The organism is Ruegeria sp. C5, assembly GCF_056537605.1.
Window position 1 is genome coordinate 38813 of sequence record NZ_JBQFRX010000003.1, and the last position, 14620, is coordinate 53432.

At 57.0% G+C, this 14620-nt stretch carries 17 protein-coding genes; 2 read left to right on the forward strand and 15 right to left on the reverse strand.

The annotated features are described in order from the left end of the window. Positions 1 to 25 precede the first annotated feature (25 nt). Together ACR0AW_RS11785 and ACR0AW_RS11790 are read right to left on the reverse strand one after the other, a co-directional pair. The gene (locus tag ACR0AW_RS11785; RefSeq protein ID WP_170420447.1) at positions 26 to 604 is read right to left on the reverse strand and encodes a dimethylsulfonioproprionate lyase family protein; all 579 of its coding nucleotides are present in this window, start codon (positions 602 to 604) and stop codon (positions 26 to 28) included. Then, the gene (locus ACR0AW_RS11790) at positions 601 to 1683 is read right to left on the reverse strand and encodes an alcohol dehydrogenase family protein (RefSeq protein WP_480439095.1); all 1083 of its coding nucleotides are present in this window, start codon (positions 1681 to 1683) and stop codon (positions 601 to 603) included. Before ACR0AW_RS11790 ends, ACR0AW_RS11785 begins: the two co-directional genes overlap by 4 nt. Positions 1684 to 1813: 130 nt before the next feature. Here ACR0AW_RS11790 and ACR0AW_RS11795 point away from each other — a divergent pair, with 130 nt between their 5' ends. Beyond that, entirely contained in the window at positions 1814 to 2701 is an 888-nt protein-coding gene (locus ACR0AW_RS11795) for a MurR/RpiR family transcriptional regulator (protein ID WP_170392553.1), read from the forward strand. A 28-nt stretch (positions 2702 to 2729) separates the two neighbouring features. Here ACR0AW_RS11795 and ACR0AW_RS11800 read toward each other — a convergent pair whose 3' ends face one another. Both ACR0AW_RS11800 and ACR0AW_RS11805 read right to left on the reverse strand, forming a co-directional pair. Then, the gene (locus ACR0AW_RS11800; protein ID WP_170776232.1) at positions 2730 to 3470 is read right to left on the reverse strand and encodes an SDR family oxidoreductase; all 741 of its coding nucleotides are present in this window, start codon (positions 3468 to 3470) and stop codon (positions 2730 to 2732) included. A 37-nt stretch (positions 3471 to 3507) separates the two neighbouring features. After that, a complete protein-coding gene (locus tag ACR0AW_RS11805; RefSeq protein ID WP_170733076.1) occupies positions 3508 to 4503 on the reverse strand; it encodes a zinc-binding dehydrogenase in 996 nt (331 codons plus the stop codon). Positions 4504 to 4594: 91 nt separating this feature from the next. Between ACR0AW_RS11805 and ACR0AW_RS11810 the strand changes: the two genes are divergently transcribed. After that, complete coding sequence (locus ACR0AW_RS11810; protein WP_170733075.1) at positions 4595 to 5431, forward strand: LysR family transcriptional regulator; 837 nt, start codon at positions 4595 to 4597, stop codon at positions 5429 to 5431. Positions 5432 to 5434: 3 nt separating this feature from the next. Here the strand turns inward: ACR0AW_RS11810 and ACR0AW_RS11815 are convergent, their stop codons facing one another. From ACR0AW_RS11815 to hisD, 11 genes are all read right to left on the reverse strand, one after another. Then, positions 5435 to 6127: an SDR family NAD(P)-dependent oxidoreductase gene (locus ACR0AW_RS11815; protein WP_170392549.1), complete on the reverse strand. Its 693-nt coding sequence runs from the start codon at positions 6125 to 6127 to the stop codon at positions 5435 to 5437. 111 nt (positions 6128 to 6238) lie between these two features. Further along, positions 6239 to 6745: a nuclear transport factor 2 family protein gene (locus ACR0AW_RS11820; protein ID WP_170392548.1), complete on the reverse strand. Its 507-nt coding sequence runs from the start codon at positions 6743 to 6745 to the stop codon at positions 6239 to 6241. A gap of 53 nt (positions 6746 to 6798) precedes the next feature. Then, positions 6799 to 7293, reverse strand: a complete 495-nt coding sequence (locus ACR0AW_RS11825; protein ID WP_480439098.1) for a nuclear transport factor 2 family protein — start codon at positions 7291 to 7293, stop codon at positions 6799 to 6801. 58 nt (positions 7294 to 7351) lie between these two features. Continuing rightward, positions 7352 to 8305, reverse strand: a complete 954-nt coding sequence (locus ACR0AW_RS11830) for an alpha/beta hydrolase (RefSeq protein ID WP_170733074.1) — start codon at positions 8303 to 8305, stop codon at positions 7352 to 7354. Between the two features lie 113 nt (positions 8306 to 8418). Continuing rightward, positions 8419 to 9306, reverse strand: a complete 888-nt coding sequence (locus ACR0AW_RS11835; RefSeq protein WP_170402136.1) for a helix-turn-helix domain-containing protein — start codon at positions 9304 to 9306, stop codon at positions 8419 to 8421. 155 nt (positions 9307 to 9461) lie between these two features. Continuing rightward, the gene (locus ACR0AW_RS11840) at positions 9462 to 9878 is read right to left on the reverse strand and encodes a universal stress protein (RefSeq protein ID WP_170733073.1); all 417 of its coding nucleotides are present in this window, start codon (positions 9876 to 9878) and stop codon (positions 9462 to 9464) included. 209 nt (positions 9879 to 10087) lie between these two features. After that, positions 10088 to 11266: a UxaA family hydrolase gene (locus tag ACR0AW_RS11845; RefSeq protein ID WP_170392544.1), complete on the reverse strand. Its 1179-nt coding sequence runs from the start codon at positions 11264 to 11266 to the stop codon at positions 10088 to 10090. 12 nt (positions 11267 to 11278) lie between these two features. Further along, complete coding sequence (locus ACR0AW_RS11850; protein WP_170392543.1) at positions 11279 to 11584, reverse strand: UxaA family hydrolase; 306 nt, start codon at positions 11582 to 11584, stop codon at positions 11279 to 11281. A gap of 18 nt (positions 11585 to 11602) precedes the next feature. Next, complete coding sequence (locus ACR0AW_RS11855; RefSeq protein ID WP_170733072.1) at positions 11603 to 12565, reverse strand: alcohol dehydrogenase catalytic domain-containing protein; 963 nt, start codon at positions 12563 to 12565, stop codon at positions 11603 to 11605. Then, positions 12562 to 13299, reverse strand: a complete 738-nt coding sequence (locus ACR0AW_RS11860) for an SDR family oxidoreductase (RefSeq protein ID WP_170733071.1) — start codon at positions 13297 to 13299, stop codon at positions 12562 to 12564. Before ACR0AW_RS11860 ends, ACR0AW_RS11855 begins: the two co-directional genes overlap by 4 nt. A gap of 8 nt (positions 13300 to 13307) precedes the next feature. Beyond that, entirely contained in the window at positions 13308 to 14615 is a 1308-nt protein-coding gene (gene hisD / locus ACR0AW_RS11865) for a histidinol dehydrogenase (protein WP_170636777.1), read from the reverse strand. Positions 14616 to 14620: the final 5 nt, after the last annotated feature.

Below are 14620 nucleotides of genomic sequence, written 5' to 3' on the forward strand. Positions count from 1 at the left end.
TTTGGTTTCACCTCGACGCAGTATGTCATGCGGCATCCATCCGAGGCAGATCATCCATTCCATCGCCCCGCCACAAGACAAAGGTCAGGATTGAATGATCGCTTGTCGTCATGGCGTGGCTTTGCCAACTTTCATGCTGGCGGGTCTGGCCCGGCCCGACAAGCTGTGCATTCCCTTCAACCTTAAAACAGGCTTTTCCAGCGAGCGTCAGGTATAGCTCTTCAGCCTGATGGCTGTGCCAGTCATACTGCAGACCTGCGCCCCAATAGGCGACATAACCGCGTAGTTGGGTCGAATGGAAATGCCCGCTGGGTCCGAACAATTCGTAATACCCGTATCGGGACAAGAAATCCGCACCGACCTCGGATTCGGAATAGGTCAGTTTCCAGTGCGCCTGCTCAGCAGTTGCTGCAATGGCCGTAACCAATGCCTGTGTTTCGGGCGTACCGCTCAGACCAAATTTGCTGACAAGCCGGGTTGCCGGAATTTGTGCGGGTTGTAAGTCCGTTCTGAATAAATCTGTTGGCCAACCCCCAAAACCCGCCAAATCCGGGTGGTTCTGATGCAATCGCCTGGCAGCCAATAAAACATCATCCAACGTCATGGGATCACCACGATGTTTCCGGTGTGTTTCTTCGCGATGAAGGCGGTTTGTGCCTCATGCAATTGGCTTAGAGGGTAGGTTGCGGCCAGGGCCGGTTTTACTTCGCCCGCTTCGATATAACGTACAAGATTTTGCGTTACTTCGGGGTCGATGACGGTCGAGCCTGTAAAGGTCAGATCGCGCAAGTAGAACGTCCGCAAATCGAACTCGACCATAGGGCCCGCGATGGCGCCCGAGCAGGTATAGCGTCCGCCGCGTTCAAGAATGCTGATAAGCTGCGGCCAGTATGACCCGCCCACCACGTCGGCAACGACCGTGATCTTTTCGTCTCCCAACGATTTGCGCAAATCATCGGGGGCGCGGGACAGGATGACATCTGGACCCAAGAGGGCCACGTCGTCGTGCTTAACCTCCGACGCCATCGCGATGACCCGCGCATTTCGGCGCTTGGCCAGTTGAACCAGAGCGCCACCGACGCCGCCAGATGCACCCGGAACAAGAACAGTGTCAGCCGCGGTGACCTTGGCGCGGGTCAGCATGCCTTCGGCGGTTGAGTAGGAACAGGAGAAGGTTGCCAGCTCAGCATCCGAAAGTGTTGATTGGATGGCTATCGCATTGACCGCCGGGATCGTTGTGTATTCGGCAAAGCCGCCATCTCGCTCTGATCCGAAGTAGCCGGTTTTGTCCTTGTTCATCGGATCGGTCGGATCGCGCAACCAGCAATCGGTTATCACACGCTCGCCCAAGCGGTTTGGATCCACGTCGTCCCCGACTCCAACGATCTGCCCACAGACATCCGCCCCTTGAATGCGCGGAAAGGCCAGTGGCGCTCCGCCCCAGGTTGGGTCATCAGTGCCGACCTCTTCAAACGCGCCACCGGTTGTCGCATCGCTGACTGTTTTAGAATACCAGCCGGACCTAGTGTTTACGTCGGTATTATTCAGGCCACAGGCACCGACCTTGATCAGAACTTCGCCCGGTTTGGGAGTGGGACAGGGCCAGTTTTCGTGCCAGACCATCTGATCAAGATCACCGTGCCCCATGGTGACCATCGCCTTCATTGTCTCGGATTGGGCCATGCGGCAAACTCCGTCGATGCATTTACGGTGACCTCAATCAAGCGCGGGAGTGAGCTGAAAGACATCGGTCCGGCCCCCTGAGTCGATTTGGTCTCGACACCGTATGCAAACAAAAATACCATCGTCAATCATGAATGGGACAGATGTATCAAATTTAGTTTTGGAACGGCTGGCGGAAGAACTGTCTCAGTTGACACCCGAGGCACGCAAGGCTGCGACCTATGTGCTTGAGAACCCGCGCGACGTGGGCGTATCGACTGTACGCGAAATTGCTGAAGCCGCCAATGTGAAACCCAATACCATTGTCCGAATGGCGCGGCAGGTGGGGTTCGAAGGCTACGAAGATTTCCGGGTTCCCTTCCGCGAGGCGATCCGGCGCGGGCAGGCCGATTTCCCGGAGCGCGCGCGTTGGCTGCAGGATATTCGTAAGTCCGGCAATATGGGCGGGCTTTATGCGGATATGGTTCAGGACGCTCTGCGCAACGTCGAGGAGACGTTTGCCAATATCTCGTCCGAACAGCTGAAAGCCGCCGCTGAAGATATCTGGAATTCGCGTAACGTGTTCGTACTGGGCGTTGGCGTGAACAATTCGAATGCGCGAAACTTTGTTTATCTGGCCTCGACGGGCATGGTGCAGTTTCATGCTATCCCGCGCGCCGGATCAAATCCGATTGACGATCTGGCATGGGCGGACAAACGCGATGTACTAATTGCGATGACCTGCAAACCTTATCGGAATGAAGTGGTCGAGGCGGTGCAAGTTGCCCGAGAGCAGGGCATGACGGTCGTCGGTCTTTCTGATAGCCCAGCCAGCCCTGTTCTGCGTAATGCACAACACGGGTTCGTCATCTCGGCGGATACGCCGCAATTCTTCCCGTCATCAGTAAGTACTATAGCATTGCTCGAAACGCTTTTGTCCTTCGTCATTGCAGTGGCCAGCGACGAGATCGTCGAAAGAGTGGCGACCTTTCACAAGCGTCGCCATCAGCTAGGCCTATATCACGCGGAAGAGCCCTGATTGGATCAGGCCAATCCGCATTGGCCTTTCAGCCACGCACTAGGTGACCACCATCCACATCCAGCACAGCGCCCGTGAGATAGCCATTTGTCATTGCCATTATCACGGCTTGGGCGATGTCCTCGGCCTCACCAATACGTCCGACGGGCAGGCTGTTACCAACCTGAGCGAACATGGCCTCGCGAGCCTCATTGGACATTGCCCCGTAAGCCTCGGTCGCAACCATTCCAGGGCTGATGCAGTTCACGCGCGCACGGCCTGATAACTCTAGTGCCAACCCCTTGGACAGGGCTTCGACCGCCGCGTTCACGGCCCCAAGACCCGTTGCACCGGCAGAGGGTCGGCGGCTGAGGACGCCAGAAAAGAAGGTGATGGAGCCGCCTTCAGTCAAGACAGGCAAGACTTCACGCGCCGCCACATAGGGCCCGATAAATTTAGCCTCGAACATCGCGCGCAGGTCAGTGGTTGGCAATTCGGCGAAGGCCCCACGCGCTGCGCTTGAGGCAGAGATGACCAGATGATCTACTTTTTCAAGGCCGCTGGCCCAGGACTTCATGCCAGTTTCGTTGGTGGTATCGACCGGTGCGATCTGAACTCCGCCTCCGATGTCTGCCGCTGCTGCCTCCAGCTTGGCGAGACTCCGGCTGGCGATGGTAACTTTCGCACCGAGCGCCACCGCCAGCTTTGCGGTGGCCTTACCCATGCCGCTGCTGCCGCCAATGACAACAACGTGTTTGCCGATGAGGGCCGTTTCGAAAACCGAGTTCATTGCTTTGGTTCCTTGCATGTCGTGTCTGTTAAATGAGTCAATCGATGCTGAGCACCAACTTGCCGGTGGTTTCGCCCGCCTCTAGGCGGCGATGCGCTTCCGTAGCCTTGGCGATTGGGTATGTGGTGATCTGAGGACGCAGAATGCCAGTTTCCAACAGCTTGAATACCTTGGTCATGTCCGCGCCGAATGCAGTTGGTCGGTTGGAAAAATACGTGTAAATATCGCTGACCCGAACTGAGACAGATTTCTGGAAGTGTTTCGCCAGATCCTCGGCAAAACCGCCAGCTGGCGGCCCGGCAAGGAATCCGAAGAGCACAGCCGTTCCAAGGGGAGCCAGCGCATCAAGGTCTGATTTCAAGGAGTCACCGGAAACCGGATTCAACGTCAGATCAACACCGCGCCCACTTGTGATCTCTGACACCAGCGTGGCCACGTCCTGAGTACGATAGTCGATGACAAAATCTGCTCCTTGCGCCTGGGCGTATCCGACCTTTTCAGTGCTGACCGAAGCGATCACAGTCATGCCCAGATGCTTGGCGATGTGGAGGGCCATCGTGCCCACTCCGCCTGCAGCCGCATGCACCAGTACGGATCTTCCGCCCGCCGCACCGCCCAGATTGACCAGCATGTGATAGGCCGTCATTGCGTTGACAGGGATTGCTGCTGCGGTTTCAAAGGCGATGGTATCGGCAATTTTGGTTACATAAGGTGCACTTATTACAGAATGCGTACCATAGCCGCCCGCACCAATCGGCCCCATCCATGCGACGCGATCACCCACTGCGAAACCAACGGCATCTTTGCCCGTCGCTTCGACGATTCCGGCACCTTCAACGCCGGGTACATGGGGCAGGTCTGGCATCATGCCCTCTGGCATTTCGCCACGGCGAATAATCGTATCGATAAAATTCACCGCCCCGGCATGATTACGGATCAGGATTTCTCTGGCACCGGGCTGTGCGACAGCTTGGCCAACACTTCGCAGAACTTCGGGCCCGCCAGTTTGGGTGATTTCTATCGCATACGGCATCATGCATCTCCTATTGTTTCGCAGAAGATAGCGGCGGCGCCATTTCGTGATAATAGTTGAATCTAGAAAGTATTATCTCATAAATAGAATTATGATCTACAACGACCTTGGCCTGTTTACTGTTGTCGCCCACCACCTCAGCTTTTCCAAAGCTGCAGATCGTCTTGGTATTCCGCTTAGCAGGATTAGCCGCAGGATTGCCAAGTTAGAGGATCATCTGGGCGCTAAGCTATTCGAGCGCACGACAAGGCAGGTGCGCCTGACCGAAGAGGGGCGCCGTCTTCTGGATCGTTGCCAGGATCCGATTGAAGCGCTTCAGCGTGTTGCGGGTTTTACCGATGACACGCGGCACCACACGATCCGCATTACGGCCCCACCCTTGGCAGCTCGTACAACGATAGGGCCAAAGCTGGTGGATTTCGCGGAACAAAATCCTCAGGTCCAGCTTGAACTGACGACGACTAACATCATGCTGGATTTTTTCGCGGACAATATCGACCTCGCCTTTCGGGTCGGTCCGCTTGCGGACTCCGGTCTTGTTGCCAAGCGGTTATGGTCAGTTCCATATTGTTTTTGCGCAGGGCAGGGCTTCATTCGAGAGCACGGGCTTTCGGGTCCTTTAACGCGACCGAAGTTCCAGACTCTTCCTGCGCTGATGGCGGGTCAACCTTGGGTACTGGAAACGGGAGAGACGGTGAATCCAGCCCACATAGCCCATAATATTGGCGACCTTGATGTCATAGCACAGGCAGCTCGTCGTAATCTTGGGATAGCGATGTTGCCGAAGGATATGGTGGAGGGCGATCTGCGACGACTGGAAGTTGAGAATACTGTCCCGCTGACACGAGACATGTACGCGGTTTATCCCAGCCGTCGTCTGTTGCCCGAGCGTGTCAGGAAACTGATCGATTTCATGGCACTGGGATAAATCCTACCAATCAATTTGCACCCCATCCCGAAAGAAACCACCTGTTGGACCGTTCACGGGCAGTGTTGCAGCCCACACGACGCCCTTAGCCCCTTCGGGAACCGGGCGACCACCCCCGCCCATGTCAGTGGCGACCCAGCCGGGGCACACTGCGTTGACAAGGATGCCTTCGGGTTTCAAATCAGCTGCAGTCTTGATGGTCAGCGCATTGAGCGCTGTTTTCGAGATGCCATATCCAGGAGTGCTGGATGACATGCCTGTCAGCGCTCCTGAGCCGGAAGACACGTTTACAATCCGGGCATCATGACCATTTTGAAGTAAAGGAACGGCCGAAATGGTTGTTGCCCAGGCTCCGAAGAAGTTGGTCTCGAAAGCACGGCGCACGCGCACCAGGTCGGCGCTGAGCGCGTGCTGATCCGTGTCGTAGTCAACGCCTGCATTGTTTACCAGTATGTCGAGATATCCGTATTCGGAGTTGATCTTATCAAAGGCAGCGTTGACCGAGCTCTGATCGGACACGTCCAGTTGCAAGGCCTTAGCTCCATGCCCAATCTCTTCGGCCGTGGCTTGTCCCTTTTGCGGGTCGCGCGATGCTACCAAAACAAATAATCCATGATCGCGGGCCAGTTGTAGGGCGACTTCTTTGCCGATGCCTCGATTGGCTCCGGTCACAAGTGCGATACGTTGTTCGGTCATGAGGTTTCCTTTGAATTTTCGTCAGTTAACCGAAAGCAAAACCTAATAGTGAGATTGCCAACATCGCTCTGGCAAGGCAACCGGCGCGCAACGATGCGGCGTTAACTGATGTCAGTTGGCCCCGGCCCCGCGTTCACCGGCGAGGGCGACGAGACCACGGTCGCCGGTTTCCCAAAGAGCGGTCATTGTCATCGCTGTTACAACCCAGCGGTCACCTGTTTTTTCCAGCACATAGTCATAACGGCCGCCCAATACCCATAGGCCATCGTCAAGCCGGTGGGTAGCGGTGAAATCAGCCTGCGCCGTCGCGGCGGTTTCTGAAACTGAGGTGATTGCGTGGTTGGTCACCATGTGATGCGTGCTGTCGAACCCGGGCAGGAAGGCGGCCCAGCCCGCAACAAGTTCGTCAGCGGGTTGGGTTGCCGGGTCTCCACCCCAAAGGCTGGTGTAGTCAATGGTGACGTGATCGGCGAAGGCATCCCTTACACGGGTCCAATCATGCCGGTCTGCGCCTGCAGCGATATCCGTTAGGGTGCGGGTGATGTCGGTTTGATCGGCCAATGCAGGGCCTCCAATCATTGTTATGGCGGTGAGCATGGCGATGAGGGATCGTTTCATATCCGGGTCCTTTGTCAGAGTTGGACAAACCAACGTACGTTGCTGCGCCTGCTTCATTCATTAGCCAAGCGTTCAGGCACGGGCGCTAAGGTGTATTGCGACCAAAAAAACGTATTCGCCGCATCCTGATCGGCACTGAGATTGGTGGCCTCGACGATCTTGCCGTTCTCGATCCGGTAAACCAGAGCCCAGATGGTATCGACATTCGGCTTACCTTCGGCGTTGGACCAGCCTCGGTGAATATCTACAACATGGGTTTCATCCGCGCCAAAGTAGATCGGGTCAGCCTGAAACCCAGCTGCGCCCAACTGGGCGAAGAAGGCCAAAACTTCATCCCGACCGTTTTTGGTGCCGCTCAGCGGATGGCGGCCGGGAATGTGCCATTGTACGTCCTCGTCCATGACAGCGGCGATTCCATCAAGGTCGTTCGAGCCGTAAGCCGCAAAAAAATTCTGAACCACTTTCATATTGTCTTCGGGGGTATCGGCCATTGCGTTGCCTCCCATAACGGTCGCGACCGCGAGTGCTAGTTGAAGTTTTCGGGTCATTAGGGTCTCCAAGGGAATGAGGCGTCGGATAGCGAGGCCCAACGCCTGATCAGCAGGATCAATTATCCAATCCGGCGCGGAAGTGGTCGGCAACGGCGTCGGCCGCCCGGGTCACGTCCTCGGGGTTGTCGTAGAAATCGAACTGCGTGACATCCTCGAGCCACTGCGCAGTCGCGTCACCGGCAAATCCGGCAAGGAAGGTCTGCACGCCCTGCGGGATCGCTGCGCTTTCAGAGTGAACAATGGTCAGCGGTTTATCCAGACGCTGTGGGTTGTCGGCGGGATGGTAGGTCAGCCAGCCTTCCCAGCCTGCATTGTTCCATTTGTCATCATATTCCGGGATCGCCCCACGGTCCGCCTCATAGTAGTAGCCACCGATCGGCATCAGCACGCCTTCGGCACCTTCTGGACCCGCGGCAGGAATGATCTGGCCCCCGGCGGCTTCGGCAGCCCGAGAGACTTGAAGCAAGCCGGCAACACCTTCTGCGCCGCCGTAGACGGCCTCAACAATTTCGGCGTTCTGCAGCCAGGGAGCAACCAAACCAAGTCGCTGAACCAGCGGGTTGCCCGAGACGGCATCGACCATATAACCCGCTGAGGCGCAGATACCCAGCCCATTGATGTGCTCGGAGTCCACTTCTGGCAGGGTCGCTATGAATTCGATCGCTGCCTTGATGTCCGAGGTCTTGGCTTCGGGGCTTTCGACAAAGCGCGCTTGGTTCGGCAGATCGCCGGATTTGCCCCAGCCCCGGAAATCGAAGGTGAAGGCGGCAAATCCGCGTTCGGCCATTTCCCGGGCATAGTTCGCCGGCATCTGTTCTTGTACTGAGGTCCAGGCCCCTGTGACCACGACCGTTGGCAATGGTGCATCGCCGCGTTCTTCGGGTAGGTACAGTGTGCCGGATAGGGTGGCACCTTCATTCTCAAAGGTGACAATGCGGGTTTCGACCTGTGCGACGGCAGCTGTCGAGGCCATTAAAGCCGCAGCGGTATTCAGAGCGAGGGTTTTCATCGCGATATCTCCCAAAGTCTGTCTGGATGGGCGCAAGCCCGATGACGAAAGAGATACGTTGCCGGAGGTTCACTTGATTGCACCGGACTGCTGTGTTTTTGAATGATCCTGCATCAAGCCATGTTGGCCGCGCGATAAGCCTTGGGGGTTTGTCCCACCACCTGTTTAAAGCTGCGCGTGAAATGAGCCTGATCGGAAAAGCCACATTCCAAAGCGATATCACCCAGAGGACGCTGCTGGTCCTGCATCATCTTCATCGCCTGTTCAATTCGGTAGGCCATGACATATTGCATCGGGGTCGTGCCCAACGTCTCTTTGAACATGCGTGCGAAGTGCGAAGGGCTCATTCCCGCCTCGGTCGCGAGCTGCTCAACGGTTATGGTCTGATCCAGCCGGTTCTGTACAAAGGCCAAAACGCGCTGGTAATGCCGGGATGTGAAGCGGGATGACAGCTGAACATCTTCGATCCGGCGTTTTCCATATTTCTGGAGCAGTTTCACTAGGAATACGCGGCTCATGGCTTCGAACATCACGACCGAAGACATGTCGGTCGATTCCAATGCGTCACGCAGTATAACGCCAGCCGTGCACAGATCAGGGTCCGAGAACTGCGGCAAATCCCGAAATTGCTGCGGGTCAAGCAGCATGCCCAGCTCGGACTGAGCAAAGCGTTCAACCTTAGCCGGGTCCAGTGTGATAACGATGACATCAGACGTCGCGTACCACCGCCAACCCGATCGCATACCAGCCGGAGTGACGATGATTTCATCCTTGTGAAACATGAAATCCCGCAACTCACCATCCCTCCAGTTCTGAACTCTGTGCGGAATGGTCTGGAGATTGAGAAGCACGTGATGCTCTTTGAAAACATCCTCGGGCATCTGATCCGGCTCAGCCCGGAAATACCGAACGGACATCAACCCTGCAGCCGAAGGCCGCTCGATCGCATCGCTGTTTAGTAAAGGTTCCGAGGGGTAAATGTCCGCATATCTCGAAGGCAATCGTCGGCTCCCATAGTGTACCTGGGCAATTCTCGCTGGCGTCGATCGTACACGGTTGAAAACATCCAACAGGGGTGCGAACCCATGGAGTGGTGCCGTGGCCACCTGCTTCTCGCAGCGCAGCTGTAGCGTTCGGGTCGACGCTTAGAGAATTTTCAAGATTGCGGTCGCTGAATCAAGACGGAACACGATGCCCGACGAGAAACACGTGCTGCCGTTGATCCGAGAAAATAGTCCATTGCCGATGGGTGATGCGCTCCGACAACAATCAAATCAGCGCCGATTTCCCGTGCGAACTCGGTAATGCGCAGCCCTGGCTTTCCCGTTTCTACCTTGCAGTTTATATCGGTCGCTTCTCCGGCGATCGACTTTAGGGTTCCCATGATTTTGTTGGTCAGATGGTTCTCGGATTTCACTGTCACGAATTCCGCCGTAAAACCCGGGATCTGTTCCAGAACTGTAAGTAGTGTGATCTTTCCGTCAGCTGCCAAAAGCTTGCGGGCAGTGGTGATTTTCTCAGCAACCAACTCTTCATGATCAATGGCAACGGGGATCAATATGGATTTATACATGTAAAGCACTCCCAGTGAGTTTCGGCGATGTCAACGAGCAGGGCTTGGTGCATCATAACTTGATAAGTACTTTCAGAATTAAAAGGTTCTGATCTGTTGCCCAGGACCCCGCCCTGCCTTAGTGGCCAAACACCTCGAGCCGCGCCCATTCTGGACCTCGGTTCAAGAGAAAGACGGCCACCGCATATGCGATGGCCGCCTTGAGGTTACTATGCGCTGCGATACAGTTTTGTCATCGAGAATTCCCGATGTCCCAGCGCCTCTGCCGCGGTGTTACGGCCGTTTGCTGTCCTGCGGATCATATCGATCAGAGCATCACCAGCCTGATCGATGGTTTGTTCGCGCCGCAAGATGCCTGAAACATCAACATCCACATGCTCGCCCATGGTGCGCACTGTACGCGGGTTCGCGGTGATCTTGATGACCGGAACGATCGGGTTGCCCACCACGTTGCCCTGACCTGTCGGGAAGGTATGGATCACAGCACCGCCCGCCGCCATCAGCGTCACACATTCCGCCGCAGCTGATGAACTGTCCATGAAGTAAAGGCCTTTGCCCGAGTTAGGTTGCTCGGCAGGTTCCAGAATGTCGATATATTGCGAAGTCCGGCCGATCTTTTCGAGGTTGCCAAGCGCCTTTTCCTCAATGGTGGTCAGGCCACCTTCGATGTTGCCCTTGGTTGGCTGACTGTCGCTGAGGTCATCGGTCTGATGGGCAAAGATTACATCGTCCTGATAGGCTTTCCACATCTTGTACCAGCGTTCGCCCACCTCTTCATTGATGGCCCGCTTCTGACAGATGTGTTCCGCCCCGGTGATTTCCGAGGTTTCACCGAAGAATCCGGTGATCCCTTCGGGTAGTAACTTATCGTACATGTTGCCAACGGTTGGGCAGGACCCCAGACCCGTTGTCGTGTCGCTTTCACCGCATTTGGTCGAAATCCAAAGCTCGTTGATCGAGCATTCCTCGCGCTGGACCTCGGTGGCCTTGTGGACAAAATCCTTGGCGGCCCATGAAGCGCGCCGGATGGTCTCGAAGTCACCGTTCTGTTCGATTGAGAACTCTGCCACGTCCTTGCCGGTCTCGCGGATGCCGTCGGCAATGCGTTTGGTCCAACCCGGCTCGATGCCGATCACCACCACCGAGTGGACATTCGGGTTGGCCCCTGTGCCAATCATGGTGCGGAAATGCAGCTCGAGGTCCTCGCCGAACTGAAGGCGGCCATAAGCATGTGGGATTGCCAGCGTGCCCTTGACGTTGTTGGCGACCGCCTCGCAGGCGGCGTTGGAAATGTCATCGACGGGCAGGATCAGCACGTGGTTGCGCACACCAACCCGGCCGTTTTCGCGCCGGTAGCCCATGACAGTCATGTTTGAATATTTGCTCATGGTATTAACCCCTTACCAGCGCTTGGTCTTGCAGTTTTGCGTGTGGACATGCCCGCCGCGTGGGATGTCAGCGATGATCTTGCCGATATCCTCACCATACTTGATCGCCGTATCGCCGTTCTTGAGGTCCGTGAGCGCGATCTTGTGGCCAATCGGAACATCCGCGCCTGCGGTCAGGCGAAAGGTCGAGTTGTCATGTGTAATACAGCACAGCATGTCGGTGCCTGCAGTCAGGCCTTCGACGACCACGACACCGACATTGTCTTCCTCTTCATGCACCAAAAGGTGCGGTATTTCATTTGGGGCTGGATTTGACATGAAGGTCTCCGGTTTTTGCTATGGTTTAAGGATGGTTTTCGGCGCAAGCGTCTTGCCAGCGCGAATGTCTGTAAAGGCCGCGGCCCCGTCGGACAGGTCGCGGGTTTCAACCCAGTCAAGCGTCCCGAGGCAGCCGTTGAACATGGCATTGCATGTGTCGCGGAAGTCCTGTGCGGTATAGGTGTAGGTGCCGATCAGCGTGATTTCCTGCAGCGTGATGCGTCGGATATCCAATCCACCTTCGGAACTGCCTAGGCCGATGTGCAAAATCACCCCGCCCGGGCTGACGAGCGCCGAGGCAACCGCGCGGGTAGACGCAAACCCCACTGCGTCGATCACCAATGGAATGTCCTGTTCCGGTGTGTCCACAACGGCGATTCCACAGGTGTCGCGAAGATAGGTCGCACGGGCTGCGTTGGGTTCGGATAAGGTCACCTGCTCGACCCCCTTCGCAGTGAGCGCAAGAGCTGCCGCTAGCCCGATTGCCCCGCCGCCAATCACATGGGCACGCCGTTCGTCTGCCGGGTGCAGGGCCGCAAGCCCCAGCCGCACCGCATGCCAGCTGACCGCAATCGGTTCGGCGAGTGCGGCCTGCTCCAGCGTGATATGCGAGGGCACTTCAATCAAATTGCGCTCTGGGATAGCGACGTATTCCGCAAAAGCGCCTTCGCGCGGGGGCATTGAGATGATCTGCCGCGAGGGGCAAAGGTTCTCACGTCCGGACCGGCTGGCCGCGCTGTTGGGGTCGTTGACCAGCGGATTGATGGTTACGCGAAGGCCATCAGCCGTCACACCGGCCCCCTCATGGCCAAGGATCAGCGGTGCCGGGCGGCGGTCATCATGGCCCAGATAGGCGTGCATGTCGGACCCGCAAATACCGACGCTATCGATGCGGACGAGAACCTCATCGGGGCCTGGTTCCGGGTTCGCGAAATTGCGGTATTCCAGTGTTTCGACATCGGTGTAAACCAAAGCTTTCATTTCGCTGTAAACCCTCCATCGACCATCAAAACTTGCCCGGTCACGTAGGCACAGGCATCAGAGCAAAAGAACAGCAACGGGCCGTCTAGGTCTTTGGGTTCACCGTTGCGACCGATACAGGTCTGCGCAGCATTACGGTTCGCGCGTTCAGGATCATTGAACACTGCAGCCGTCAGCTCGGTTCGAAAGAACCCAGGGCCAATCGCGTTTACGCATATTCCGCTTGATGACCAGGCCTCGGCCATTGCTCGGGTCAGCTGTGCCACGCCGCCCTTAGACGCCCCATAGCTAAGCCCACCTGGAAAAGCTCGGCTGGACTGGAGCGATGCGAAATTTACGATCCGTCCCCAGCCTTTGGCCTTCATATCGGGCACTAGGTGCTGCGACAGAAAGAAGGGAATGGCAAGGTTCAACCCGATTGTTATGTCCCATCCTTCTGGTGACACCAAATCCGCAGGCTCGCGCGTGTTGATCCCGGCGGCATGCACCAGAATATCCGGTGCCCCAAACGGCTGCGACGCGGCAACGGCCAGCTCTGCCAACCGATCGCGATCCGAAAGATCCCATGGCAGCGCATGAACCTGATCCAGCTCGGCCAACGCTTCTGCACGTCGCGCCACGCCCACGACCTTAGCGCCAGCATGCGACAGTACCTCTGCCGCTCTGCGACCAAGGCCGGAGCTGGCCCCGGTCACAAGAGCGGTATGTCCAGTGAGATCAGGATGATAGGTCACGGGTTGGGTCAGTCTTCGGCTGTCAGGTCAAAGTTTTCATCGGGGAAGAACTTGGCCAGTCGAATATCCGCGGTACGCGCGTGCCCCTCCATACCTTCAAGGCGTGAGATACGGGCCGTCGCCTGCGCAATCGGCTTCATCGCATCAGCGGTCGAGCGCTGCCAGGTCACGATCTTCATGTATTTATGGACGCTGAGGCCACCGGTGTAAGTGGCCGCCCTGCTCGTGGGCAGCACGTGATTGGTGCCTGAGGCTTTGTCGCCAAAGGCAACCGTGGTCTCTTCGCCCAAGAAAAGCGACCCATAGCACGTCAGCCGATCCAGCCACCAATCAAGATCATCGGCCATGACTGTCAGGTGTTCTGGAGCGTATTGATCCGATGTCGCCGCCATTTCTTCGCGATCCGCGCACAGGATGACCTCGGCATAATCGCGCCACGCAGCCGTAGCGTTTTCGCGGTTCACTTCGGGCAGGTCCTCGATCAGCACTGGCACCAAGCGCATAACCTCTTCGGCGAGGTCGCGATTGTCTGTCACCAGCCAAACCGGTGAGTTGTATCCGTGCTCTGCCTGCCCAACGAGGTCAGTTGCAACAACCATCGGATCAGCAGTGACATCCGCAAGGACCAGACTGTCCGTCGGGCCCGCGATCATGTCGATGCCGACACGCCCGAACAGGATACGCTTTGCTTCGGCCACAAACTGATTGCCGGGGCCCACAAGGATGTTAGCCTTGGGAAGCCCGAACAACCCGAAGGTCATCGCCGCAACCCCCTGCACGCCGCCCATGGCCATGATCTTGTCGGCGCCACAGATATGCGCGGCGTAGACGATCGCAGGCGCAATGCCGACATCGGGGCGCGGCGGTGAGCACGCGACGATATGTTTACATCCCGCCACCTTCGCCGTCGTCACGGTCATGATCGCGCTGGCGATATGGCTGTAGCGCCCGCCTGGGACGTAGCAACCGGCTGCATCCACCGGGATCATCTTCTGGCCAGCGGTCAGGCCGGGCACAACCTCGACTGCGATGTCGGTCATGGACGCTTTCTGTGCCTCGGCAAAGCGTTTGACGTTGCTGTGGCTGAACTCGATGTCGCGCTTCAGCTTTTCTGGCACGGCATCCATCGCGGCCTGTATTTCGGCATCGCTGAGAATGACGTTGCCTTCGTAGTTGTCGAATTTGGCGGCGTATTCCAACGCCTTGGCATCGCCGCCTGCTTCAATATCAGTCAGGATTCCCTGCACAATTTCACTGACGTCTGACGCTCCGCTGCGCGCGGTCAGCGTGGCTTTCTTCAGGTATTCACGGGTCATGTATC

What these genes read in the sequence shown, in the direction of transcription:
- ACR0AW_RS11785 (WP_170420447.1), bottom strand. Translation starts at nt 604, where the DNA reads ATGACGTTGGATGATGTTTTATTGGCTGCCAGGCGATTGCATCAGAAC.
- ACR0AW_RS11790 (WP_480439095.1), bottom strand. Translation starts at nt 1,683, where the DNA reads ATGGCCCAATCCGAGACAATGAAGGCGATGGTCACCATGGGGCACGGT.
- ACR0AW_RS11795 (WP_170392553.1), top strand. Translation starts at nt 1,814, where the DNA reads ATGAATGGGACAGATGTATCAAATTTAGTTTTGGAACGGCTGGCGGAA.
- ACR0AW_RS11800 (WP_170776232.1), bottom strand. Translation starts at nt 3,470, where the DNA reads ATGAACTCGGTTTTCGAAACGGCCCTCATCGGCAAACACGTTGTTGTC.
- ACR0AW_RS11805 (WP_170733076.1), bottom strand. Translation starts at nt 4,503, where the DNA reads ATGCCGTATGCGATAGAAATCACCCAAACTGGCGGGCCCGAAGTTCTG.
- ACR0AW_RS11810 (WP_170733075.1), top strand. Translation starts at nt 4,595, where the DNA reads ATGATCTACAACGACCTTGGCCTGTTTACTGTTGTCGCCCACCACCTC.
- ACR0AW_RS11815 (WP_170392549.1), bottom strand. Translation starts at nt 6,127, where the DNA reads ATGACCGAACAACGTATCGCACTTGTGACCGGAGCCAATCGAGGCATC.
- ACR0AW_RS11820 (WP_170392548.1), bottom strand. Translation starts at nt 6,745, where the DNA reads ATGAAACGATCCCTCATCGCCATGCTCACCGCCATAACAATGATTGGA.
- ACR0AW_RS11825 (WP_480439098.1), bottom strand. Translation starts at nt 7,293, where the DNA reads ATGACCCGAAAACTTCAACTAGCACTCGCGGTCGCGACCGTTATGGGA.
- ACR0AW_RS11830 (WP_170733074.1), bottom strand. Translation starts at nt 8,305, where the DNA reads ATGAAAACCCTCGCTCTGAATACCGCTGCGGCTTTAATGGCCTCGACA.
- ACR0AW_RS11840 (WP_170733073.1), bottom strand. Translation starts at nt 9,878, where the DNA reads ATGTATAAATCCATATTGATCCCCGTTGCCATTGATCATGAAGAGTTG.
- ACR0AW_RS11845 (WP_170392544.1), bottom strand. Translation starts at nt 11,266, where the DNA reads ATGAGCAAATATTCAAACATGACTGTCATGGGCTACCGGCGCGAAAAC.
- ACR0AW_RS11850 (WP_170392543.1), bottom strand. Translation starts at nt 11,584, where the DNA reads ATGTCAAATCCAGCCCCAAATGAAATACCGCACCTTTTGGTGCATGAA.
- ACR0AW_RS11855 (WP_170733072.1), bottom strand. Translation starts at nt 12,565, where the DNA reads ATGAAAGCTTTGGTTTACACCGATGTCGAAACACTGGAATACCGCAAT.
- hisD (WP_170636777.1), bottom strand. Translation starts at nt 14,615, where the DNA reads ATGACCCGTGAATACCTGAAGAAAGCCACGCTGACCGCGCGCAGCGGA.